The following is a 23,853-nucleotide window of genomic DNA, read 5'->3' as shown; positions in this document are numbered from 1 at the left end:
AAAACAGACTGTCTGTGATTCATTTTATCCCGTAAGGGTTATTCGCCTATTTCTTTCATCTTGATGACGTGATGAATCCGCAGCACGGCTGCAGCAACTTCGCCGGCTGCTCGCAGGCCATGAAGTTTAACCGGAGCCGGATCCAGCACGCCCAGCTCCTCGTAATCAACAACCCGGCCGCTGTCGCAATCAATGCCCATGCAATCAGAGTCTGCACGGATTTGCGCAGCACGCACTTCTTCCATCTTCTCGAGCGGATTGTAACCGGCATTGAGAAGTATCTGCGACATCGGCTTGCGCAGCGCGGCCGAAACGGCTTCCATACCGAAGGCTTCCATGCCTTTCTGAGCCTCCCGGATCCGTTCCAATTCGTAGGACACCGCGAGTTCGCTTGTCCCGCCGCCTGGAAGTACCCCGCCGGAAACGGCAGCCTGCAGTGCCGAGGCCGCATCTCCCGCAATTCTGGCCGCCTCGCCTACGACTTCCGAAGTGCTTGCCCCAACAATGACCGTCACAATACGTTCCCGGTCCTGGCTGCCGCAGGCCAGCCGGATTTTCTCAATGCCTTCATCGTAAGCGACACGCGGGGTATCACCCAGAAGGGCTGCAAGCTCCTTCGAGTCTTTATGTAACGCCTTCCGGCGTATGGGAGTAGCTCCCGTCATGTCGCTTACCCGGCGAAGATCCGCACGTGACACGCGCGGCACAACCATCATGCCGTGATCCAGGCAAAACTGCTCTGCATCCGGATGGATGCCTTTTTCAAGCAGGATGAGTTTTACGGACAGTTCGGACAATCTCTCTAAATCGGAAGCGAACACTTTTCGGAGGTCCATATATTGGGCAAATCCGGCTTCGGTTGTGAGCGCCTCTTCATCGATCTCATCTGGTTCCAGGGAATCAAAGAGCACCAACACTTTTGCATCGTCATACGACTTGGACTCCCGGGCGAAGATCGGCCGCTGCCGGAGCAGAACCCCCTCGAACACTTCATTCTCGGCATTCTCCAGAGCAATTATACTGTCTGCGAGCGAGTAGGAAGGATCCTGAAGACGGGTGATTCCGGCTTTCCGCGCGGCTTGCATAATCAGCTCCACGATGTCCTTCCGTTCACGCCCAGCAACGTACACCGTCCGTTCCAGAAGCGGATCATCCAATCCGTCAATCAGCCGAACCCGCTTTGTTAAGAGCTGCATCGACTTCTCGATCCCCTGACGCAGCCCCTCCACCACCTTGGAAGCAGGGACCCCGCGGGTTATGCGGGAGACCCCTTCCTGCACGAGTGCGCCTGCAAGTACGGTAGCCGTTGTGGTTCCGTCGCCGATTTTCTCCTGCTGCGCTCTTGCCACCTGAATGAGCAGGCGCGCTGCCGGGTGGGTGACATCCATTTTATCCAGAATCGTAACCCCATCATTGGTAATGACCACTTCGCCACGGGGACCCACCAGCATCACGTCGAGCCCCTTGGGACCAAGCGTGCCTTCAACAGCGGACGTGACGGCCCGGACGGCATTACTGTTGTTCAATAGCGTAGAATAACGCTCATCTCCGTCCACTTGGCTATGTTGTCCTTGGCTCATCTGTCTCACTCCTTTACTTGTACCAGTGTGACAGCAGCTTCGTCAGGTCATGGGATAACACATTCAAGATGCCGATCACCCGTGCATATTCCATTCTTGTAGGACCGAGAATACCAATCGAACCGAGCGCTTTTCCGTCTATTGAATAAGTCGCTGTGATCAAACTGCAATTGGAAATCGCCTCATGCGTATTCTCCGTACCGATCTTCACTTGGACACCATGCTCACCGGGAGCGGGGGCCATGAGCTTCAACAGTGCGGGTGTCTGCTCCAGAAGCTCGAAGATTTCCCTTACCTTATCAACATCCTTGAACTCCGGCTGATTCAGCATGTGGGTCGTGCCGCTGAGATATATGCCGCGATGGTCCGGTTCATTGTTAAGGGCGATATCCAGCATACTCATGAGATCTTCATAATGTGAAATATGCCGCTGCATTTCCTCGCCAATCTCCGTATACAAACGGGTCTTGAGTTTATATAGAGGCACATTGACCAGCTTCTTGTTCAGAAGATTTACCACTTGCTCCAAATCCGAAACGGACACACCCTGCGGAATCGAAACAATTTTGTTCTCGACTTGCCCTGTGCTGGTGACGATGATGGCTACCGCTTGATCCTCATGGAGAGGAAGAAGCTGGAAATGACGCAAAGACGTATGAAAAACTTCCGGTCCCAGCAGGATGGAAGTATAATTAGTCATCTGAGACAGAATGCTCGCTGTATGCTGTATCATCTGCTCCATCACGTTCAGCTTTTCTGCAAAAAAGGATTTCATCATATGCAGTTCCGCAGGGTTCAAGGAAAACGACGACGTGAGATGATCAACATAATAACGATATCCTTTATGTGACGGAATTCGTCCAGCTGATGTATGAGGCTGCTCCAGAAATCCGAGTTCCTCCAGATCAGCCATCTCGTTTCGAATGGTTGCCGGACTGTATCCGACATCCCCGCGTTTGGAAATGCTTCTTGAACCAACCGGTTCGGCAGAACGGATATAGTCATCCACAATGGCATTCAAAATCATGCGTTGACGATCTGTTAACATGTCGCTCCCCTCCTTGCTGACTGCTTATTTTCTCTTTCGTTAGCACTCATCGTCATCGAGTGCTAACCGATATAACAAAAATACCAAACCGACCTGAGGATTGTCAAGTCAGTTCAGTACTTTAAGAACAGCTATTTCGTCACAAGCATGCTGCTTCTTGCAGTGAACGCAGTCGGTCCACACCTTCTCCGGAAAAATCTCCTTCTCCACGACGGCAAAACCGTTTTTGATGAAAAAGGATACTTCATACGTCAAGGCCATCACTTTCGGAAGCTCACGGCGTTTCGCTTCCTCCAGAAGGGAATCCACGAGCATGGAGCCGATCCCTTGCCCTTTATAACCATCAGAGATGCCGAGTGAACGAATCTCCACCAAATCATTTCCCAGCTGACACAAGGAACCGCAGCCGATCACGTTCCCTTCGGATTCGGCCACAACGAATTCCCCGATTTGTTTCTCCAACACTTTTTTGGACCGGGGCAGCATAATCCCCTGTTCCGCATATCCCTGAATCATCTGATACAGCGGCTCGACATCTTCTAACTTCGCCTTTCTGCATACCGCCGACATGGTTGTCCGTCTCCCCTTTACACGCTCCGTCATGTTATGAATAAATATACAACAGAGCGCATATAAGTTCAATAGATTAATTTGCCGTCAAACTGCCTATAAATTCAGCGAACACATCGTTGCCGAACAGAATGCCTTTACTGCTCAGTTTATATCCGTCCTCCGTAGAATCAAGAAGTCCCGCACTCACCATTTTATTCAGCGGCCCGGCGAATACTTCTTCCATGGAAGTTCCGAATTGCTGCCGGAACCGGCTGCGCGAAACGCCATCCAGCACGCGGAGCCCGACCATAAGGAAATCCTCCATCGCTTCTTCCCTTGATACCTCAAAGCTCTCCAATCGCGGAAGTCCTTGATTCGCTGCTTCATTATATGGGTTGACGCCTTTGATGTTCACATGGCGCTGACGACCGACGTATCCGTGCGCTCCCGCGCCCAAGCCATAATAATCCTCGTTGCGCCAATACGTCATGTTATGCCGGCTCTCAAAGCCGGGTTTGGCAAAATTACTGATCTCATACTGTTTATATCCGGCAGCCTGCATCCGCTCCATTAATAGAAGATACATATTCAGCTCATCCTCCTCATCCGGAAGCGGCAGCTGGTTTCGCTGGTACATCGTATGGAACAGCGTATTTTCTTCAACCTTTAAGCTGTAGATTGAATAATGCGGAAGTCCAAGCTCTAGCGCCTTATCCACGCTTTCCGCAAGCATGTCCAAGGTTTGATTCGGGAGCCCGAACATCAAATCGATGGACATGTTTTCAAAGCCTGCTCTTCTGGCATTCTCGAGACTTCGATACACGTCATCCGTATCATGAATCCGGCCGATGCCGGTCAACAAGCTGTTCTGGAACGCCTGCACCCCGAAGCTGATCCGGTTCACGCCGCCTTCGCGCATCACGGACAGTTTCTCCAAATCCGTGGTGCCGGGATTCGCTTCCATCGAAAATTCAATACGATCGGACCATTCCGGAAAATGGCGCTTCACGCTTTGCAAGAAGTATTCCATTTCATTTGGCTTCAGCACCGTAGGGGTCCCGCCGCCTACAAAAATGCTTTTGATTCGTCCCGGCGAGTTGGCCTGAACGGTCAGCTCCATCTCCTTATCCAGCGCGCGCAGATAATCCATCACCGGCTGATCCTTCAACACATAGGAATTGAAGTCGCAGTAAAAACATTTATTGGTACAAAACGGAATGTGAATGTACACTGCTTCCGTCCGTTGATCGTTTGCCTTCATTCTTTTCTTGCCCCCTCATGTACACCTCTGGCATGACTTACTTTAAGTGCGAGTTCAAAAAGTCAGGTTTTCAGCACCGAAGCTTATGCTTCCGATGTGCGTTTTTTCAAAACGCTTTAGTTGGATGAAGCTAGGGACTGAGGAGCGGAGCTGAACGTTTTCATGAGAAAACGGCTTCGGAAGCATAAGCTTGCAAAACCTACGTGAGCACCGGAAGGCCCGGCTGAATTCAATATTCGATGTCGATTAAGCTTCATGTGCTGCTTCGTGTTAGATATAGAATTTATACGTTATCAGCAGAGCTGATGAAATTCTATATCGCAAGAAAGCCTACCTTTGAATCGCGGTCGCTCATCCTTGAACTGACATCGATCAGGTTTTCTTATCAAAAGATGACTTTTTGAACAACCTCTTTAAGTAACTTCATGGAAGTTCCTTCTCTACTATAACGCTATGCCTCTTGGAATGAAAGAAAGGAAAGCCGAGAATCGGCTTTCCCATCATTTACTAAGGCTATACACGTAGGACCAGTCCAGCCCATTAACTAGTGGGCCTGCCATTCCTATGCAAAATTACTTGTCGTCAATTTTCAATACCGCCATGAAAGCTTCCTGCGGCACTTCAACGCTGCCGACTTGTTTCATCCGTTTCTTACCTTCCTTCTGCTTCTCAAGGAGTTTCCGTTTACGGGAGATGTCACCGCCGTAACACTTGGCAAGAACGTTTTTACGCATCGCTTTAACCGTTTCACGGGCCACAACCTTGGTCCCAACGGAAGCTTGAATCGGCACTTCGAACATTTGACGAGGAATCAGCTCGCGCAGCTTCTCGCAAATCAACCGTCCGCGGTGATAGGCACGGTCCTTGTGCACGATAAAGGACAAGGCATCCACTTGCTCGGCATTAAGCAAAATATCCATTTTGACCAGATTGGATCGACGGTACCCGGATAGCTCGTAATCAAATGAAGCATATCCTTTGGTGCTCGATTTCAACTGGTCGAAGAAATCATACACGATTTCCGACAACGGAATTTCATAGGTAATGGTGACGCGCGTTGTGTCCAGGTATTCCATATTCACGAATTCGCCGCGTTTATTTTGGCAGAGTTCCATGATCGCTCCAACATAATCGTTCGGAACGATAATACCTGCTTTAACATAAGGCTCTTCAACATAATCGACCTTGCCGACCTCAGGATAATGAGACGGGTTATCGATCTGGATCTGCTCCCCGTTTGTCAGCGTAATGCGGTAAATAACGCTCGGCGCCGTTGTAATCAGCGGTATATTAAACTCGCGTTCAATCCGCTCCTGGATGACATCCATGTGCAGCAGGCCTAGGAATCCGCAACGGAAACCGAATCCGAGCGCGCTGGATGTCTCTGGCTCAAAACTGAGCGATGCATCATTAAGCTGCAGCTTCTCGAGCGCTTCGCGCAGATCATTGTAGTCTGACGTCTCGATTGGATACAGACCACAGAATACCATCGGGTTGATTTTGCGGTAACCCGGAAGCGGCTCGGCCGTCGGACGCTTGGCATCCGTTACCGTATCACCGACCTGCGTATCGCCGACGCTCTTCATGCCAGCCACGATGAAACCGACATCGCCAACATTAAGCTCGTCCACGATGGACATGCGCGGCTTAAACGCCCCCACCTCAATAACCTCGAAGGTTTTGCCGGTAGCCATCATCTTGATCTTGGAACCGGCTTTGATACTTCCGTCAAGAACGCGCACATATACGATGACACCTTTGTAAGGATCATAATGGGAGTCGAAAATCAGCGCTTTCAGGGGTGCTTCCGAATCGCCTGTTGGCGCAGGGACTTTCTGAACCACCTGCTCCAGAATTTCCTTGATTCCGATACCCGCCTTGGCGGAAGCTAATACGGCATCGCTGGCATCCAGTCCGATGACATCCTCAACTTCCTGCTTCACCCGCTCGGGATCGGCGCTTGGCAGGTCAATTTTGTTAATGACAGGCAGAATTTCAAGATTGTTATCCAGTGCCAAATATACGTTGGCCAACGTCTGCGCTTCAATTCCCTGTGCAGCATCAACGACGAGCAGCGCGCCTTCACAAGCAGCCAGGCTTCGAGATACCTCATACGTAAAGTCGACGTGCCCTGGAGTATCAATCAGGTTCAATATATACTCCTCACCGTCATCGGCTTTGTAATTCAGGCGAACCGCCTGCAGCTTGATGGTAATCCCGCGCTCTCTCTCCAGATCCATCTGATCCAGTACCTGCTCTTGCATTTCACGCGAAGTTAATGCACCCGTAAATTCCAATATACGGTCAGCAAGCGTCGATTTCCCATGGTCTATATGTGCAATGATACAGAAATTACGAATTTTTTGTTGTCTTGCTTGTACGTCTGTCATGCCTAACCCCCAACAACCACCAGATGTTTGAATCAACTTATTATACCAGTTGAGGGGATGCACAGCAATGCTGAGAATAAAGGTGAATTTATTCCGCGATCGATCCGAACATCGACACGACCCAGCGTATGCTTTTGTCAGACAGCTGTTGGAGCAGTCCTGCCGTCTTGTCTGCAAGGACATCGGCAGGCGGTTGCGAGCGTTCGGGAAGCAGGATGTCGCTAGGCGTAGGCTCATATTCAGGTAGTGTCTTACGAGCATCTTGTTCTAGAACAACGGACTCTGATAAGGGAGGGGTCTTGCGTGTCCCTCCCCATCCATTCCCTTGGGCAGCTCCGCCTTGCGGATTCTGAGCATGGTCTTGCTGCACAGTTTGCACGGCGCCTGTACCGTCTGTCGATACGGGCGCCTTTGCCCCGCCAAGCTGCATGCCGACCAATATGCCGATGCCTGTCCATATGATAAGAGCCACAAACCGTTTTCCCATTCTTGACATCACAGAGTCCCTCCCTGATTTACCTGCTCACTCTTGCTCCATCGTTGCCGCCGAAATGTTAGCCTGCTTTGGCTGCTGTGCCTTTTTTGCTTCCGCCCTTGGTTTCCGCGGAAACGGACTGCTTCTTCGTTTGATCATTGTCTTTTTTCACACTGGCTTTCTCCGCCTCTTGCTCCTGCCAGTACACATCTGCAATAATGTCCGCCAACGCTTCAGCTGTCCGCTGCAATTCTTCCTTCGTATTATCGATTCCGCCGATTTCGATCAGGATGCTGTTCGGCGACAGGGATTGATTATATTCCCCGTTCCCTTGATCCGCTGATTTACCCCACACTCCCCGAGACACCCCGGGATAGGACTGTTCCAGCTTGGCATTGATTTTGCTTGCAAACGCCTCGTTCTGTCTCCAGTTCTCGTTCGCATGTCCGATGATGAAGTAAACCTTGGCATAGTTGACGCCGTTTACGGTTGCTGTCGTTTTGTTATACCGCTGCGAATCCCGATGGATATCGATCAGATAGTTAATGCCGTCGTTCTGGGACATGGCCTCCATGACCATCTGACGCGAGTATTTATAAGAAAAGTTGTAATTATACCCTTCAATGGTAGATTGATAGTCACTTTGATCATGCAGGGTGCCAATCCCGTTGGCTTCAAGTCTTTTGCTCAGCAAACTGCCTACCAGCATGACGTTCTTGCTCGGGGATACCGCCCCCGGATTATCGGAAGGATGTGTCAGCAGCGGGTTATATGCTTCCTGCGGGTGTGAATGATAGATGAGAACGGCTTTCTTTCCATTCGTAGACTTTCCATCCTTGGAGGTGCTTCCAGGATCGTTCTTACTGCCGGGCTCGTCCTCCGTACCCTGACCCGGGACATCCTCACCATTATCCTCATTGCCGATATCTCCCCGACCGCCTTGCGGCGGCTCTTCTCCGGCATCAGCAGGATCGCTCTCTGCCTGCCCCTCCGCGGGATCCGGCCGGTAATCCGCCGGTGCCTCCCCATCCTCGTTACCGGACCCATGAGACAGCTGTACCGGTTGATTTGCTTTCATGCCAGGCAGTTCTCCTGCAAGAAGGCTTTTTGGATCCCTCGGGTTCACACTCGTCAGCAGTTCAAAGACGAAGGTCGACATTTTCTCGCCGGAGAAGCTTGAGGTCTCTTTGGAAGCCGTCATATGCGGCATCTCCATGCCGATCATATCAATGAAAAAATGGCTGGATAACGAAGCGGCCAATCCTTTCATTGATGATACGGGCGAGGAATTCATCCGCTGTTCCGCCATCCCTCCGAGCCCTAGTAAAATAAAAAATATAAGAGAACCTAGCATTAGTATAATGAGCGTTCGACCCATGCTCAGACCTTCCATAACCTTCCGTTTCAGTCTGGCAATATTCCAGATGCGAAACTTGCGATTGTTCATAACGATGCCCTCCTCGGTTCGCCGGGAGCTATTTCGGCCATCATTCCGCCGTTCCCGCGACTTGTGTAATCTCTTATATTTCAAATCTATGAACCGGGGAGAATCGATAGAACTAGATCCATGAAAAATATAAAAGCTCCGATAGATTCGGAGCTTTCATGCTGGGTTAGTGCGTGTACGCACCTACATTGCCGGGATCCACAGCCTCATGCAGCGCTGCGTTCAGGCCGGTTGCCACGATATTGGCGATGTCCTCTATAAATTCGTCAATCTCCTTGGGCGTTACGATAAGGTCATGGCCCAGCGGCTCCAGAACCTCCTTCACCAGTGCGAGGCGATCACCTTCGGGTATATCATGGAGCATGCCCATAATTTTGCCCGTCTCCGGCGCACCTTCGCCAAAATGAGATTTCATGAGCTCAATGGCGTTATTAACGATGGTGGAAGCATAGCAGACGGTCGGAACTCCGATCGCAATGCAGGGGACCCCGAGAATTTCCTGCGTCAATCCCTTGCGCTTATTGCCAACGCCAGAACCGGGGTGGATTCCGATATCCGCAATCTGGATGGTCGTATTCACCCGTTCCAGCGAGCGCGAAGCCAGAGCGTCAATAGCGATGATCAGTTCGGGACGGGTTTGCTCCACGATGCCCTGAACCGTTTCGCTCGATTCAATGCCTGTCAGACCGAGAACGCCTGGCGCTACGGCACTAACCTGTCGATAGCCTGGCGCCACCCGATCCGGCATAAGCTCGAAAAACTGTCGGGTTACCATCACGTTCTCCACCACCAGCGGTCCCAGGGAATCCGGCGTCACGTTCCAGTTGCCGAGCCCGACAATGAGCACGCTTGCATTGGGTCCGATCCCGATCCGGGACATGAATGCCTCAAACTCACGAGCGAAGACAACAGATACTTGATCCTGAAGCCCCGTATCCCCCTTGCGAAGATCGGGTACCTCCAACGTGACGTAATGGCCCTTTACTCTTCCAATTTGCTTAGAGGCTGCATCGTTCTCCACGTCCAGCCTTGTAATCTTGATTCCGTCCTCCTGCACCACATCCTCCATCACACCAGGAATGGGCGCGCCCCCTTTGCCTCCCGCCAGTTCTCTTGATTCCACCGCCAGGTCCGTTCGGACCGAGTATTTTTGCAGATCCAGATCCATAGAAATTCACACTCCTCCTCATATTGCTAGTAGTGTGCGAGAGTATGGGAGAGATTATGCAGAAGTCCGAATGAGTATTGCTTTTTGTCCACCCCCATGCTAAAATATTTTAAGTTGTGAATCATTTCGCTCTATTGAAATGCCTTACAGGAGGTGAATGTAATGCCAAACATTAAATCCGCGATTAAACGTGTAAAGACAAATGACAAACGCCACGCGCTTAACATTTCTCAAAAATCCGCGCTTCGCACAGCTGTTAAAACTGCTGACGTAGCGTTGAACGGTACAGAAATCGAAGCTGCTAAAGTTGCTTTCCAGGCTGCTTCCAAGAAGCTTGATAAAGCTGTAACAAAGGGCCTGATCCATAAGAACGCAGCTGCCCGCAAGAAGTCCCGTCTGGCGAAAAGACTGAACGCTCTTACGTCGCAAGCGTAAGTAACGTTTGTTGAATACGACATGGAAAAAGCCCTGAACAGTTCACACTGCTCAGGGCTTTTTGTAGCACGTTGATCAACGTGCTCTTCTCGGCAGTCAACCACATATAACGGATTTTTTTTTGCAAGATCAGGTGGGTAAGCCTCTGAAGTTCATGCTTTCTGATCTCTAAACAAAAAGAGCGTACGACTGCTCCCGCGGCCGTACGCTCTTAACTTGTTGCGGGTGTGTTAAGCCCCAAGCCGCAGCAAAAACAATTCGATGCCGAGCACCTTATCCACGGCCCCGGTCTTCATCTGGTAATCCAGATTCGCCAGATGGTTCAGAATGCCTTCAAGGCGTGCTGTCTCAAACTTGCGGGCTTGCTCGCCCGCAATCTTCACCGCATAGGGATGCAATCCGATCTGGGAAGCAATTTGCTGCTGCGAGTAGCTCTGGGTAGATAGAGTCTTCACCTGCAGAATAATCCGGAACTGTCTGGTGATGAGCGCCGCAATCTTGATCGGCTCCTCGCGCTGCTTCAGCAGCTCATAATAGATTCCGAGCGCCTTGTCCAATCGGAGATTCGCAATATCCTCTACAAGCGCAAACACATTCTGTTCCGTGCTGCGCGCCACCAGCATATCCACGGTTGCGACATCAATCACTCCGCCGGCACCAGCATATAAACACAGCTTTTCGATCTCACCTGATAATGCCTGAAGACTGGTTCCCGCATTTCGCACGATCGCCTCCGCCGCACCTTCTCGCAGCGTGCAGTTTCCGTTCTTCACCTGCTTGTCCACCCAGCGAAGCAGATCCTCCCCGCCCAAAGGCATAAAGGACAAGGCAACCCCTGATTTCTTAACTGCCTTGACTACCTTTTTGCGTTCATCCAGCTTTTCTTGTCCAACCATAAAGACAATCACACTATAATCAGCGGGATTGGTCAAATAATCCAGCAAAGCCTCTGGACGATGATCCACTTTCCCGTTATCTTTTGCTGCGGTAAAAAAAGCCGTGTCCCTGACCATGATCAATTTTTTCTGAACCATAAATGGAACCGTCTCCGCTTCTTCAATGACGGTTTGAATCGGAACCTCCCCTAAATCCATATGAACAAGCGCAAAATCACGGTCTTCTTTTGGGATCAGCTGGGCTTCCAGAAATTCAGCGAATTCCTTCATTTGAAATTTCTCGCTGCCATACAACAAATAGACGGCAGACACATCTCCCTGCTTAACCGCCTTGGCCGCCGCTTTGGCATCCATCGGCGTCCCCCCTTTCTACTCTGTACACTATACCAAAAAAGAGTGCCTGAATGCGATAGACGACAAGCATAAAAATGAAATCATCCACACGAAAACAAAGAGACCTCGGCTTGGCAGCGGCAAGGTCCCTTCGTCCCAACACATCTATATAAACGCCGGCAAGTATGCTCTAGAAACACCTCGCCGTCGGTCATACGACGGTAGTTGGTATAATGCTCTCTCTAATATATAGTGTATTCATATCTCCCGGCATTGGTGCACCGATTGTATATATCTCTGAATATTTCTATTGTTTAGGCTGCTTCTGCCCCGTAGTCGCCGGAGGCTGAGACTTCTCAATGGAATAGACGGATTCAACCAATTCGTTATTCGTCTGCACCTTGTACTTAAACGTTAAGCCGTCCTCTGACCATTGACCGGATACCCAGCTTCCGCCGAGCGGAATCGTCTCAACCGTTTCAACCGCCTCAGGCGAGGTTTGGCTTCCCGATGGCAGGCGATAGATAATCAGATGGTCGGCCTCCAGCGAAGCTCGGTAGAGGCCGTCCGGGGACGACCACTGTTCCGGTACCTTCACCAGTCCTTGGTACGATCCGGTTGACCTGTCGGATGATTCTAGGCTTCCCGTGCCTGCATCACCGGAAGGATCGCTAATTGGAGGCAGCATCTCTGACGTGGCATCCGCCGAATCCGTAGGTGAAGTCTGGATATCCATGGTTTCGGATTTCTGCTCAGGTTCACTGGCCGGAGGGTCAGACGGACTTATAGTATCGTTGTTTGATCCCTCATTGTTGCTCTTTGCAGGTTGGTCTGATGTTTGAGGTTCCCCTTCATCCTTCTTCTGGACCGAATTATCGGGTGCTGTAACATCTTTCTTGGTGCCGTTAGCCCCATCCGATGGTTCCGGCGTTGCCTTCGTTTCATTCGGAGCAGACTTAGAATTGGCTTCCGATGACGATTCTGAAGGCGAACTCCGCAGATTTGCGGATGGATCGCTTCCCTCATCCGATGCGCCACCCGTCTCCGTGCCGCCTTCGGCGGCAAACGGCTGAGCGATTTCCTGACTCTGCGTTGCTGCCGAGTCGTCATTCGCCCCGGCACTGGTCGTGCTTGCCTCTTCGTATGGAATCTCCGCATCGGATAGCATCTTCGGTTCATTATTTAAAATAGCTACGCTAAAAATAAGTACAGCGGCAGCGGCACCGATAGCCGTTCTTCCGCCAACCGTGCTCCACCAGCTTCCCGCACGTCGCGGACGCCGCATTTCCGGCATCATTTCGGCGGGCTCCTGGCTTTTCACGGCTGGAGGTACGACAAGGTTCTGGCGTTCACGGTCAATGGCATCCAGTCTAGGCATGATAGCGTCTACCAGACTGACAGGCGGGGTTACGGCCGGGAGATCCTCAAGCTCTCTGTTCAATGATTTCAATATATTAAAGGTCTCCGCACACATGGGGCACACGGCAATATGCTGATACATTTCGGCCGTCTCCTCCGAAGTGAGATCCCGGTCCAAATACCGGTGCATGCGTTCCACCACCTCTTGGCAATTCATCCTGATACACCACCTTTCTGATGCTCTTGGAGCATATTCTGCAGCTGCTGCCTGGCCCTGAACAAATAGGATTTCACCGTATTGAGCGGGAGGTTCAGACAATCAGCAATTTCGTTGTAGGATAGATCCTGCAAATACCTTAAGACAATGACCGTGCGATGATGATCCGGCAGTTGATTAATGGCTTCCTGAATATCCTGAGCCAGATATCCCGACATCACTTCCCGTTCTACATCGAGATTATCCCGAAACACCAGATCATGTTCATCGATGGAAACCGTCGGCTTGGTCCTGCGGAATTTATCAATGCATATGTTGGTGACAATCCGCTGGACCCAAGTTTTGAACTGAGCCTTCTCCTCGTAGGAGTTAATCTTCGTATATACACGTATAAGTGCTTCCTGGGCTGCATCCATAGCATCCTGTTCATTGTTTAAAATGTAATAAGCAGTTCGGTAAACATGTTGCTCAATTTCTCGCAATAGGGTGATTAGAGCGTCGCGATCGCCCGATTGAGCGGCTCTTATGAGTCCCTGCTCCACCACAGTGGATCCCCCTCTCCCTGCATACATACAGACGGATAGAATTAAAAAAATGTTGCAGTATGTAACCTATTATTTTTTTAGGAAACTTCATCTAACTATACCAAATATAAAGATTATAGTCACCGCTGCATTTTCCTATAAAAGATCATACTACGAATCTATGTCCAAAGGACAGCTGGCTGTTTTCATGGAAGCTTCGTACGCGTTTCAATATGTCCATCCTTGATCCTCATCTGGATTTCACCGTGAAGGTTGGTCTGATAGATGAGCATCGAGGAACGTTCCAACCGTCCGACCACATCCGGATGAGGGTGGCCGTAGATATTGTTGACGCCAGCGGAAATAACCGCTGCCTTCGGCTTCCATGCATTCAGCCAGAGTGCGGATGTCGAGGTTTTGCTTCCATGATGGGCAACTTTCATGACATCGATCCGGTTTTCGGCAGCAGCGCTCCGTGAAACGAAATCATCCTGTGAAGAACGTTCCTCCAGGTGCAGCAATATATTATGTTCGGCAGCTTGGTCCGTGTCACCCGTAAATAAGAACCGGCTGCCGTTCATCTGAAGGACAAATACTAGTGAAGCATGATTCTGCTCCTTAATCAACGGTAATGGTTTTATGATTTCTCCACTTTCTGGGAAGATAGGCGCTAAAAATTGGATTTGCGTATGACTGTCAAGCTTCCATACTTCCCGATCCACTCCAGCCTCGTAAATGGGAATGCGCTGCTGAACGGCGGTTAACATCAGTTTCCGGAAGGAAGCCGAGTCGGTCAAGGTCCCGTTGAATACAACCGATTTTACGGAGATTTCCTGCAAAACAGCCTGGAAGCCGCCGATATGATCCTGGTCTCCATGGGACATGATGACAGCCTCAAGCTGGTGCACGCCCCGTTTTTTCAGCAATGGAACCACCACTTTCGCTCCCACCTCATACGGAGACTTTCGTTCTTTCCAAGTATCCTTTTCCTTACGAAAATTCACCGTGCCACCACCGTCAATGAGAATATGCTTGCCCTCAGGTGTTGTTACCAGTATCGAATCTCCTTGTCCTACATCCAGGAATTGCACCAGTCCCGCTCCGTGCATGGACGGAGATTGATAGCCGCCGTACAGTAAAAGACCCAAAGCCCCAGACAGCAGGACGATCGCGGATCTCGTTGCATAGCGTTCGATATAATCACTGGCGCGAAGAAAACCTCTCCATCGTAACGCACCGGCCCATCGATCCACAAGCGGAAACATGCCGGTCGCTCTAGACGAGCTTCCTCTACGATCCAAGGGTATCCGTCCTTCCAACGGAACTGTATCATCGGACCCGCTTCGCTCTCCTTCGCGATTTTCGGAACTCTTTTTCAAAATGGACAGCAATGCATACAGAAGAACAAAATAACACAGAATCCAGGCTATCGACGGGGATGGCCACAATGTCATAAACACGGATGAACCATTCATCCATTCAACGATTCGGAACGTCATTTGGTTTAACCATTCCGTTACAGCTGCCAGCCAGCCGGCTCCTCGCATCCACACCCACCCCATCAGCAAAGACACCATTCCTAGCGGAAGAACGACAAGGCTAATGACTGGAACCAGGAGCATGTTGGCGAAAACAGAAATCAGCGACACCTGGTTGAAATAATAAATGGTAAGAGGAAAGGAGATCAGCTGCGCTACGACCGTGACTCCAATGGTTCCCGCAAGCCAGCGGGGCAAAAATGTCAGCAGCGGCATCAGCTTCGGCACGAATATCATCAAGCCCGCAGTCACGATGAATGACAATTGAAAGCTGACGTTAACGAGAAAATACGGGTTCCACAGCAGCATGGCGAGCACGGCAACACTCAGAATATGCAGTCCATCCTTCAAAAGCCGACGCCGTGCGGCATACAAACCGATCATCCCCATGATGCCGGCACGGACGATAGAAGGGCTTGCCCCGGTAAGCAGGACGTAGACGGGAATCAGCCACATGACCACCGTCAGCGAGGTCTCCCTCGTCATTCGAAGGGTGTTGCATATGAATAAAAGACATCCTACGACAACAGCCACATGCATGCCCGATATCGCAAGAATATGAGTCAATCCCAGCCGCGAGAACTCCATAAATGTATCGGGATCCAGATCATCCCGATTGCCAATGACAAGTCCCTTCATATAACCCGCGTGGATTCCGCCGTACAATTCATCCAGCTTGCCCCCAAGCTTATGGCGAACGGCATCCGTCCATCTTAGAATATGACTTAAATTCCAGCTGTCAGGCGGAGTGACCCCCGCTTGTTCAGAACCTTTCACTTTAATCATCCAATGAATTTTCTGGGTTCGCAAATATTGAGCATAATCAAATCCGTCAAAATTACGGGCTTCTCCAGGTTTTTGCAACTCTCCCTTCAGTTGTATGCGGTCCCCGCGCTGCCATCGGTTAACCCTCTCCAACTCCCTTTTGTCCAGCAGTTTTACTTGAACCCTAACGATATCATCTGTCTTCAGCATGGTCCCGTTATCCGGATTCGCTTGTTTTTGAGGCGCTGGAGGCTTTGCTAGCGTGAGATCAGCTTCATGCAGGACAACATTAAAATCCGCGCGGTCACCGTCCACTTCTATAGGGGATGTGATTACACCAAACGCTGTAACCGGAACGGTGTCCGTCGATGACTCCCCGGAGAGAAACGACTCGAAATCACTTACATTTGCCCCATCATGCCATTCCCAGTAAGTGCCCGACACGCACAAGGAGAACAACATGCAGAGTGTAAAAAGACGCCCTGCCCCCGCCCAATGACATACAGCAAGCAGTATGAGAATCAGCCCGGCTGCAATCAAAGCCAGCCCCCATCCATCGTACAGGCATGCAGCACTGCTGCCGATTACCCATAACACGGTAAACACAAGTAATGGCCTTCGCCTCATGATTTGAACAATCCCTTCATCATTAAATAAAAAAAGAACCCTCGCCTGCAGATCGCAGTCAAAGGTCCTTCCTCTGTGTCTTCCTATTTACATTCTTCAGCAACCATATTCATAAATCATTCCGCTACCGTCATCAAGGTTTCGCGCGGCGGCTCATACACTTCAAGCTGCCGGAACAAAATACCCTTCTGTTCCATCATGCGGGACACCTTGCCCGAATCCTTCGGATAAGGACGGTGGAACACAACCTCGACAATGCCGCTGTTGGCAAGCATATTCGCACAGGTCCAGCAGGGCTCATCCGTCACGTACACCGTGCTGCCTTCACGATCAATCCGGTCCGTGAATAACAGCAGATTCTGCTCAGCATGAATCGTCCGGATGCAGCGCTGTTTCTTCACCATGCTCTCCTTGCCGTCCTGTACGACCAATTCATAATCCTCAGCGATCATACAGCCAGCTTCCGAGCAATCAGGCACTCCCATCGGCGCGCCGTTATATGCCGTTCCGAGCAGCTTCTTCCCCTGCACCAGCACCGCTCCGACATGACGCCGCGGGCATTGAGAGCGGGTAGAAACCATAAAGGCAATATCCATGAAATAAGTATCCCAATCTTTACGTTGATCTGCACTCATCATCTGTCACCTGTTCCTTATCAATATCCCCTTTATTGTAGCACATAGCTAAAGTCCAACGTAAGGCTTCATCTTCTCCAGCATTTTGGGACCGATGCCCTTTACGTTCATCAAGTCCGCCTGACTTCGAAATGGACCAAACTGATTTCGATAATCGATAATCGCCTTGGCCTTCGCCTCGCCAATGCCAGGCAGCTCCATGAGCGTTGCGGCATCCGCCGTGTTGACATTAATCAACCCGGATGAATCCGGAGCTGCTGGTTGCTGCGCTACACTGTTAACAGGGGCTTGCTGCTGTAACTGCTGACCGACAACTTCAGCCTGAGGTGGAACCGAGGCCGAAGTAGATTGGCCAGAGGTTGAAGATGGGGCGATATAATCTGCTGTACTGCTCTCTGCCGCTCCTTGGTCTTGGTTTGGCATGGGCTCCTTCGCGTTATGTGCAGGCTCGATCTGCCCAGCCTGAGCGGTCTTTGCAGCATTTTTCACGTCCGCTTCGGGCTCAGCAGATGCTCGAGCCGGTTCCACGTCCTTATGCCGGGAATCAGCCCCAGATGTCTTCACACCCGCATTCTCTTCGGCAGCAACCACCTGCTCCAGCTGATCGTTTAGCGGCTGCCAGCCCTCGATCCCCTGATTCGTACCGCCAGCAAACAAGATGAACCCGCAGCCCGCAATCGTTGCGGCAAGACTCCAACCTAAAGATACTCGTCTCATCTATGATCTCTCCTTAACATCAAAGTTCATTTGGTACAAACCCATGAATATTCTTCGGTTTCCCTACCGAAATCGCATGAAAAACCGTCATGAATCGGCATCTTCCCCGCATACATTAAACGTAAGGACGGTACATTTCTGCCGTAAAGCGCGAAAGGAGGGAACATACACATGAAGGTCGGTTTTATCGGTACGGGCAGCATGGGTAGTCTGTTGATCGATGCCTTCATTCAATCGGGCGCACTCCTGCCTGAGCAGATTCGGGTCAGCAACCGAAGCCCTGAAAAGCCGCTGCAGCTGGCAAAACGTCATCCCGGTCTGACGGTATGCAACTGTAACATGGAGACGGCTTCTCAGAGCGACCTGCTATTCCTATGTATCAAGCCGCTTGAATTCAAATCGGTCATCAGCGAAATCAAAGACAGGCTTGAAGCCCGGCAAATCGCGATATCTATCACGAGTCCGGTCCAATTGATCCATCTGGAATCAACGCTGCCCTGCAAGGTGGCGAAAATCATACCGAGCATCACCAACTTAACCGGAGGCGGAGCATCGTTATGCATGTATGGTTCCCGAATAAAAGAAGAAGACAGGCAGCTTATAGAAAGCCTCCTGTCTTATATCAGCAGGCCGCTCGAGATACTGGAATCGCACACACGAATCACTTCCGATTTCTCCAGCTGCGGACCTGCTTTTTTAAGTTTATTCATGGAAAAATGGATCGACGCTGCCGTTGAAATGACCGGAATCGACCGCAGTACCCTTAATGCATTAGCCGGTGAAATGCTGCTTGGCACCGGCAAGCTGCTAACGGAGGAGGGCTTCTCCCCCGAACAGCTGCAAGAGCGGGTTGCGGTTCCCGGAGGCATCACAGCTCAGGCTTTGGCACTGCTCGATTCAAACCTGAACGGATTGTTCTACCAATTGATCAAAACCACACACGACAAGTATGAGGAGGATTTGGCCAAACTGGATGCTGCCTTCGGTTTTACGATTAACCGGCCACGATATTGACCAGTTTACCCGGTACGGCAATAATTTTGCGAATACTCTTTCCTTCCAGCGCCTGCTTGACATTCGGAAGGGAGAGGCTATGTTGTTGCATGGCTTCTTGGTTCATGTCTTTCGAGATTTTGGCACGTTCTACGATTTTGCCGTTAACTTGAACAACAATCTCAACTTCGGCCTCTACAGTCCAAGCCTCATCATACTCCGGCCATGGCACGTAGGTTACGCTCTCCGTGTAGCCTAAACGGCTCCACAGCTCTTCAGCCAGGTGAGGGGCCAGCGGGGAAAGCAGCTGAACGAAGTTCTCCATCGCTTTGCGCGGAAGCTTTTCCGTCTTGTATCCCTCGTTGATGAATACCATCAGCTGGCTGATCGCTGTGTTAAAGCGCATATGTTCAAAGTCTTCGGTTACTTTCTTAATCGTTTTGTGCAGCGTACGTTTGAATTCGTCCGCACCCTCGCCTTCCGCGATTTTAGGGTTCAATTGACCGTCGTCTCCGATGAACAGGCGCCACACGCGGGAGAGGAAACGATGCGTTCCTTCAACCCCGTTGGTGTTCCATGGCTTGGTCGCTTCCAGCGGCCCCATGAACATCTCGTACACGCGCAGCGTGTCGGCACCGTATTCGTTAACAATATCATCCGGATTGATGACATTGCCGCGGGATTTACTCATTTTTTCATTATTGTTGCCCAGGATCATACCCTGATTGACCAGTTTCTGGAAAGGCTCCTTCGTATCGACAACACCCAGGTCATACAATACTTTGTGCCAGAAGCGTGCATACAGCAAATGAAGCACCGCATGCTCCACACCACCGATGTACAGGTCAACCGGCAGCCATTCCTTCTGCTTCTCCTTGGAGCACAATTCCTCATTATTACGCGGATCGATATAACGCAGGTAGTACCAGCAGCTGCCAGCCCATTGCGGCATCGTATTGGTCTCGCGGCGGGCTTTCATGCCCGTTTCGGGATCTACCGTTTCCACCCACTCCGTAACGTTAGCCAGCGGCGATTCGCCGGTACCGGACGGTTTAATCTGATCCACATCCGGCAGCAGCAATGGAAGCTGATCCTCCGGCACGGTCTTCATCGTTCCGTCTTCCAGATGCAGAATCGGAATCGGCTCACCCCAATAGCGTTGGCGGCTGAACAGCCAGTCGCGCAGACGGTAAGTTACCTTCTTCTTGCCCTTGCCCTCTTGCTCCAGCCATTCATTCATCGCCTGGATAGCCTCTTCATTATCCAACCCATTCAGGAAGCCGGAATTCACATGCGCGCCACTGCCGCTGTATGCTTCCTCCTCGACATTTCCACCCTGAACAACTTCAATAATCGGAAGACCGAATTGCTTCGCAAACTCCCAGTCGCGGCTGTCATGACCCGGAACCGCCATAATGGCTCCCGTTCCATAGCCAGCAAGCACGTAATCCGCGATCCAGATCGGCACTTTAGCGCCGTTTACCGGATTGATAGCGTACGCACCCGTAAATACACCAGTTTTATCCTTGGCCAGATCCGTCCGCTCCAGGTCGCTTTTACGAGCTGCTTGATCTTGATAAGCCTTGACGGCTTCACGCTGATCGGCTGACGTAATCTTATCCACGAGGTCATGCTCCGGCGCCAGGACACAGTAGCTTGCCCCGAACAGCGTATCTGGACGGGTTGTGAACACCTCCAGATGACCATCGTACCCTTCGATGTCAAAACGAACCTCAGCGCCTGTGGATTTGCCGATCCAGTTGCGCTGCATATCCTTCAGGCTCTCGCTCCAGTCCAATTCATCCAGATCCTCAAGCAGACGATCCGCATATTCGGTAATACGCAGAATCCATTGGCGCATCGGTTTACGTACGACCGGATGGCCTCCGCGTTCACTCTTGCCGTCGATGACCTCTTCGTTCGCAAGCACGGTACCGAGCGCTTCGCACCAGTTCACCGGTACTTCAGCCACATAGGCGAGGCCGCGCTTATAGAGCTGGATAAAGATCCACTGGGTCCATTTATAATATTCCGGATCGGTGGTGCTGATCTCGCGGTCCCAGTCATACGAGAAGCCGAGAGATTTGATCTGGCGGCGGAATGTATCAATATTTTGCACGGTAAACTCGCGAGGATGTTTGCCTGTGTCCATTGCATACTGCTCCGCTGGCAGACCGAAGGCATCCCATCCCATAGGATGAAGCACATTGTATCCGCGCATCCGCTTGTAACGGGACACGATGTCAGTCGCCGTGTACCCCTCCGGATGCCCTACGTGCAAGCCTGCGCCTGATGGATATGGAAACATATCCAGCGCATAAAATTTCGGTTTGGATGAGGTATCTTCCGTTTTAAAGGTTTTATTCTCATCCCAGTATTGCTGCCACTTCGGTTCGATGGCCTGCGGCTGATAGCCGTGGCCCGTTGGTTGATTGTCCGTCATACTTCATTGCTCCTCCTTCACAGTCGAGAGACAAGGCCTATGCCATTGCCCAAAAAAACAAAAAAACCTCATCATCCATAGCGCTGATCGCTAGGGACGAGAGGTTTGATTCCCGTGGTACCACCCTAGTTAGCCAAAGGCATGCTTTGCCTTTCACTCCCTTTGCATCCTTATCGCGGATGAGACGACGATGCTTCAGCGGCCGAATCTGCCGGAATACAGCCCTCCGACGGCCGGGTTAACACCATTGCTCCGAGGCGAGTTCATTCCTATCGTCAACCGGTTTTCACCAGACACCGGCTCTCTGCATGATCGAAAGTGGAACGATTGATCCTCATCATCGCGTTCATATTACCGTTTTAATGTGGCTATTATACCCAAAAAGTCCGATCAAGTCAACGAAAGCTCTTCTCCGCTTCTGCGATAATATTCCGGTGTCGTCCCGACCATGGCCTTGAACATCCTGCTGAAATGAGCCAAATGCTTGAAGCCTGCCGCCTGGCTGATCTCCGTGATGCTGAGATGAGGATGGAGCCTGAGCAAAATTTTAGCTTGGTTAATCCGCCGGTGATACAAATATTTAAACACCGTCGTTCCAGTAACCTCCTTAAACAAGGAGGATAAATAGTGCTTCGTAATATGCATATCGCGGGCGATTTGCTCCAGCGTCAGATCCTGCATATAATTTTCCTCGACAAACGACACGACATGCTGGACATGCCGTTCTTTCTCGGAGATGGAGTCCTGATCCTGCACAGCACCCTGGCACCAGTCCGCGATGACGTACATCATCTCTTGAATACGCAAGGTCATCCGTTCCTGACGAAAACCGGCCGTGGATGCCGAGAGGCGATGCATATCGGCCAGCATGCCTTCAAATTCATCCCGGTTCGCCCCTGTCAGTGTCATGCGATGATTTCGCAGCGTTTCGAAGGGGTCCAGCAGTATCGATCTGGCCGTCTCCGAAAGCCCCTTGCAAATCCAGGCCGGATCAAAATGCAGAATGCTTCTGACATATCTAGAATCAGGCTCTACATTCGGACAGTGAAGCGTAAGCCCGTTCATCAAGAGCAGATCCCCCGGCTTCAGCGTGAAAACGGAATCGCCGATCAAATAAGTGCAGCGTCCTTCATGGAAATAATAAATTTCATAAAAAGCATGCGAGTGAAACTGTCCTCCGGACAACGGCTGTTCATTGTAATAGGTCAGATCGAACGGCGCCTGCAGCTGCATGCGGTCAAAGCCTAGCATCATATCGGCAGATGAGGTCATCTAGAGAATCGCCCCTTTAGCGATTTTGGAGTTGTCTAATCCTCAACCCTCAACAAAACGGGGTTTTCTCTATTATAAATGATTTTATGGAATGCGCACGGCCTCATTTTGGGCGATGACGCACAATTCTCCGGCTTTGAAGGCGTGCTCCTGGGACATGGCATGCTCCGTACGTTCCAGACAATCCAGGATAAGTTCCCCGAAGAATGGATAGCCCACCTTGCCTTGAAGCTCCATATGAAACTCTCCCTCGCCATTGACCAGGTACAGATGATCGCCTTGCGGATGCCTTGCGATATCGATGTATTTGCGAAGCTCGATGTATCCTTCCGTCCCCAGAATAAAGGTTCTTCCGTCGCCCCAGGTGCCAAGGCCTCCAGGTGTCAGCCAGTCGACACGGAAATAATTCGTGGCCCCGTTGTCTCCTACAAGCGTTGCATCTCCAAAATCCTCCAGCTCCGGATAATCCGGATTCGCATAATTTCCCACCTTGCTGCTGAGCACTTTGGCATCGCGGCAGCCCGCAAAAAACAAAAATTGTTCAATCTGGTGGGAGCCGATATCACACAGAATGCCACCATACTGTTGATGACGGAAAAACCAGTCCGGACGGGAAGGCGCATTTAAACGGTGCGGACCTGTTCCCATCACTTGCACCACTCGCCCTATCGCCCCGTCCTGGATCAGCCTTCCTGCATGGACGGCACTCTCCACATGCAGCCGTTCACTGTAATAGACCATGTACTTCCTGCCTGTCTCCGCCGCCTTCGCGCGAGCAGCGTTCACCTGCTCCAGCGTGGTGAAAGGCGTCTTATCCGTAAAATAATCCTTCCCATGCGACATGACCTTCAGGCCAAGTTCGCATCGTTCCGAAGAAATAGCCGCAGCCGCTACCAGATGAACCTCCGCATCCTCTAGCACCTGTGCCTCCGACGAAGCGACGGTTACACTTGGATAAGCCTTGCAAAAAGCCGCAACCTTCGCGGGGTCTGAGTCATACACCCACTTCAGCGTCGCCCCGGCCTCGATCAATCCGTTACACATGCCGTATATATGCCCATGCTCCAGCGACATGGCAGCAAACATAAACTCTCCGGGCTTGCACACCGGCTGGGCCTTGCCCACCGGCGCGTAGAGCATTCCATTACTGCGGTCCATACCACGTGCCTCCTGATTGT

The 23,853-nt window shown here is 51.0% G+C and carries 19 protein-coding genes and 1 other annotated feature; of the genes, 2 read left to right on the top strand and 17 right to left on the bottom strand.

Annotated elements, in window-relative coordinates:
* Positions 1 to 38: 38 nt before the first annotated feature.
* The 8 genes from MHH48_RS09435 to gpr all read right to left on the bottom strand — a co-directional run bounded on the left by MHH48_RS09435 (position 39) and on the right by gpr (position 9,921).
* Entirely contained in the window at positions 39 to 1,580 is a 1,542-nt protein-coding gene (locus MHH48_RS09435) for a TCP-1/cpn60 chaperonin family protein (protein ID WP_076320570.1), read from the bottom strand.
* Between the two features lie 13 nt (positions 1,581 to 1,593).
* Positions 1,594 to 2,628, bottom strand: a complete 1,035-nt coding sequence (hrcA, locus tag MHH48_RS09430) for a heat-inducible transcriptional repressor HrcA (protein WP_076320569.1) — start codon at positions 2,626 to 2,628, stop codon at positions 1,594 to 1,596.
* Between the two features lie 108 nt (positions 2,629 to 2,736).
* Entirely contained in the window at positions 2,737 to 3,198 is a 462-nt protein-coding gene (locus MHH48_RS09425) for an N-acetyltransferase (protein ID WP_076320568.1), read from the bottom strand.
* Positions 3,199 to 3,274: 76 nt separating this feature from the next.
* Positions 3,275 to 4,441: a radical SAM family heme chaperone HemW gene (gene hemW / locus MHH48_RS09420; protein WP_076320567.1), complete on the bottom strand. Its 1,167-nt coding sequence runs from the start codon at positions 4,439 to 4,441 to the stop codon at positions 3,275 to 3,277.
* Positions 4,442 to 5,013: 572 nt separating this feature from the next.
* Entirely contained in the window at positions 5,014 to 6,831 is a 1,818-nt protein-coding gene (gene lepA, locus MHH48_RS09415) for a translation elongation factor 4 (RefSeq protein ID WP_076320566.1), read from the bottom strand.
* Positions 6,832 to 6,919: 88 nt separating this feature from the next.
* A complete protein-coding gene (locus MHH48_RS09410) occupies positions 6,920 to 7,330 on the bottom strand; it encodes a hypothetical protein (protein WP_076320565.1) in 411 nt (136 codons plus the stop codon).
* A 55-nt stretch (positions 7,331 to 7,385) separates the two neighbouring features.
* Positions 7,386 to 8,753 (bottom strand): stage II sporulation protein P, encoded by a 1,368-nt coding sequence (locus MHH48_RS09405; RefSeq protein ID WP_076320564.1) that lies wholly within the window; start codon positions 8,751 to 8,753, stop codon positions 7,386 to 7,388.
* Between the two features lie 166 nt (positions 8,754 to 8,919).
* Positions 8,920 to 9,921 (bottom strand): GPR endopeptidase, encoded by a 1,002-nt coding sequence (gene gpr / locus MHH48_RS09400; RefSeq protein WP_076320563.1) that lies wholly within the window; start codon positions 9,919 to 9,921, stop codon positions 8,920 to 8,922.
* A 162-nt stretch (positions 9,922 to 10,083) separates the two neighbouring features.
* Here gpr and rpsT point away from each other — a divergent pair, with 162 nt between their 5' ends.
* On the top strand, positions 10,084 to 10,356 hold the full coding sequence (gene rpsT / locus MHH48_RS09395) for a 30S ribosomal protein S20 (protein WP_009590780.1): 273 nt from the start codon (positions 10,084 to 10,086) through the stop codon (positions 10,354 to 10,356).
* A gap of 230 nt (positions 10,357 to 10,586) precedes the next feature.
* Here the strand turns inward: rpsT and holA are convergent, their stop codons facing one another.
* The 6 genes from holA to MHH48_RS09365 all read right to left on the bottom strand — a co-directional run bounded on the left by holA (position 10,587) and on the right by MHH48_RS09365 (position 17,967).
* Positions 10,587 to 11,606, bottom strand: coding sequence for a DNA polymerase III subunit delta (holA, locus tag MHH48_RS09390; protein ID WP_076320562.1), 1,020 nt, complete (start codon positions 11,604 to 11,606; stop codon positions 10,587 to 10,589).
* Between the two features lie 286 nt (positions 11,607 to 11,892).
* Complete coding sequence (locus MHH48_RS09385; RefSeq protein WP_076320561.1) at positions 11,893 to 13,161, bottom strand: zf-HC2 domain-containing protein; 1,269 nt, start codon at positions 13,159 to 13,161, stop codon at positions 11,893 to 11,895.
* Complete coding sequence (locus tag MHH48_RS09380; protein ID WP_036644490.1) at positions 13,158 to 13,706, bottom strand: sigma-70 family RNA polymerase sigma factor; 549 nt, start codon at positions 13,704 to 13,706, stop codon at positions 13,158 to 13,160. The genes MHH48_RS09385 and MHH48_RS09380 overlap by 4 nt, the downstream gene beginning before the upstream one ends.
* Before the next feature lie 185 nt (positions 13,707 to 13,891).
* A complete protein-coding gene (locus MHH48_RS09375; protein ID WP_076320560.1) occupies positions 13,892 to 16,615 on the bottom strand; it encodes a ComEC/Rec2 family competence protein in 2,724 nt (907 codons plus the stop codon).
* Between the two features lie 116 nt (positions 16,616 to 16,731).
* The gene (locus tag MHH48_RS09370; RefSeq protein WP_076320559.1) at positions 16,732 to 17,250 is read right to left on the bottom strand and encodes a dCMP deaminase family protein; all 519 of its coding nucleotides are present in this window, start codon (positions 17,248 to 17,250) and stop codon (positions 16,732 to 16,734) included.
* 48 nt (positions 17,251 to 17,298) lie between these two features.
* Positions 17,299 to 17,967 (bottom strand): helix-hairpin-helix domain-containing protein, encoded by a 669-nt coding sequence (locus MHH48_RS09365; protein ID WP_076320558.1) that lies wholly within the window; start codon positions 17,965 to 17,967, stop codon positions 17,299 to 17,301.
* Between the two features lie 171 nt (positions 17,968 to 18,138).
* Between MHH48_RS09365 and comER the strand changes: the two genes are divergently transcribed.
* The gene (gene comER, locus MHH48_RS09360; RefSeq protein ID WP_076320557.1) at positions 18,139 to 18,981 is read left to right on the top strand and encodes a late competence protein ComER; all 843 of its coding nucleotides are present in this window, start codon (positions 18,139 to 18,141) and stop codon (positions 18,979 to 18,981) included.
* Here the strand turns inward: comER and leuS are convergent.
* The 3 genes from leuS to MHH48_RS09345 all read right to left on the bottom strand — a co-directional run bounded on the left by leuS (position 18,962) and on the right by MHH48_RS09345 (position 23,833).
* Positions 18,962 to 21,403, bottom strand: a complete 2,442-nt coding sequence (gene leuS / locus MHH48_RS09355; RefSeq protein WP_076320556.1) for a leucine--tRNA ligase — start codon at positions 21,401 to 21,403, stop codon at positions 18,962 to 18,964. The genes comER and leuS overlap by 20 nt on opposite strands.
* Before the next feature lie 89 nt (positions 21,404 to 21,492).
* Positions 21,493 to 21,753: a binding site (T-box leader), on the bottom strand.
* Positions 21,754 to 21,793: 40 nt separating this feature from the next.
* The gene (locus MHH48_RS09350) at positions 21,794 to 22,675 is read right to left on the bottom strand and encodes an AraC family transcriptional regulator (RefSeq protein WP_076320555.1); all 882 of its coding nucleotides are present in this window, start codon (positions 22,673 to 22,675) and stop codon (positions 21,794 to 21,796) included.
* Positions 22,676 to 22,759: 84 nt separating this feature from the next.
* Positions 22,760 to 23,833 (bottom strand): Gfo/Idh/MocA family oxidoreductase, encoded by a 1,074-nt coding sequence (locus MHH48_RS09345; protein ID WP_076320554.1) that lies wholly within the window; start codon positions 23,831 to 23,833, stop codon positions 22,760 to 22,762.
* Positions 23,834 to 23,853 lie beyond the last annotated feature (20 nt).

Origin of the sequence: Paenibacillus sp. FSL F4-0100 (assembly GCF_037993005.1) — a bacterium.
GTDB lineage: Bacteria > Bacillota > Bacilli > Paenibacillales > Paenibacillaceae > Paenibacillus_AQ.
Note: the sequence above shows the minus strand (reverse complement) of the source record. Positions and strands in the feature narration are given on the sequence as shown.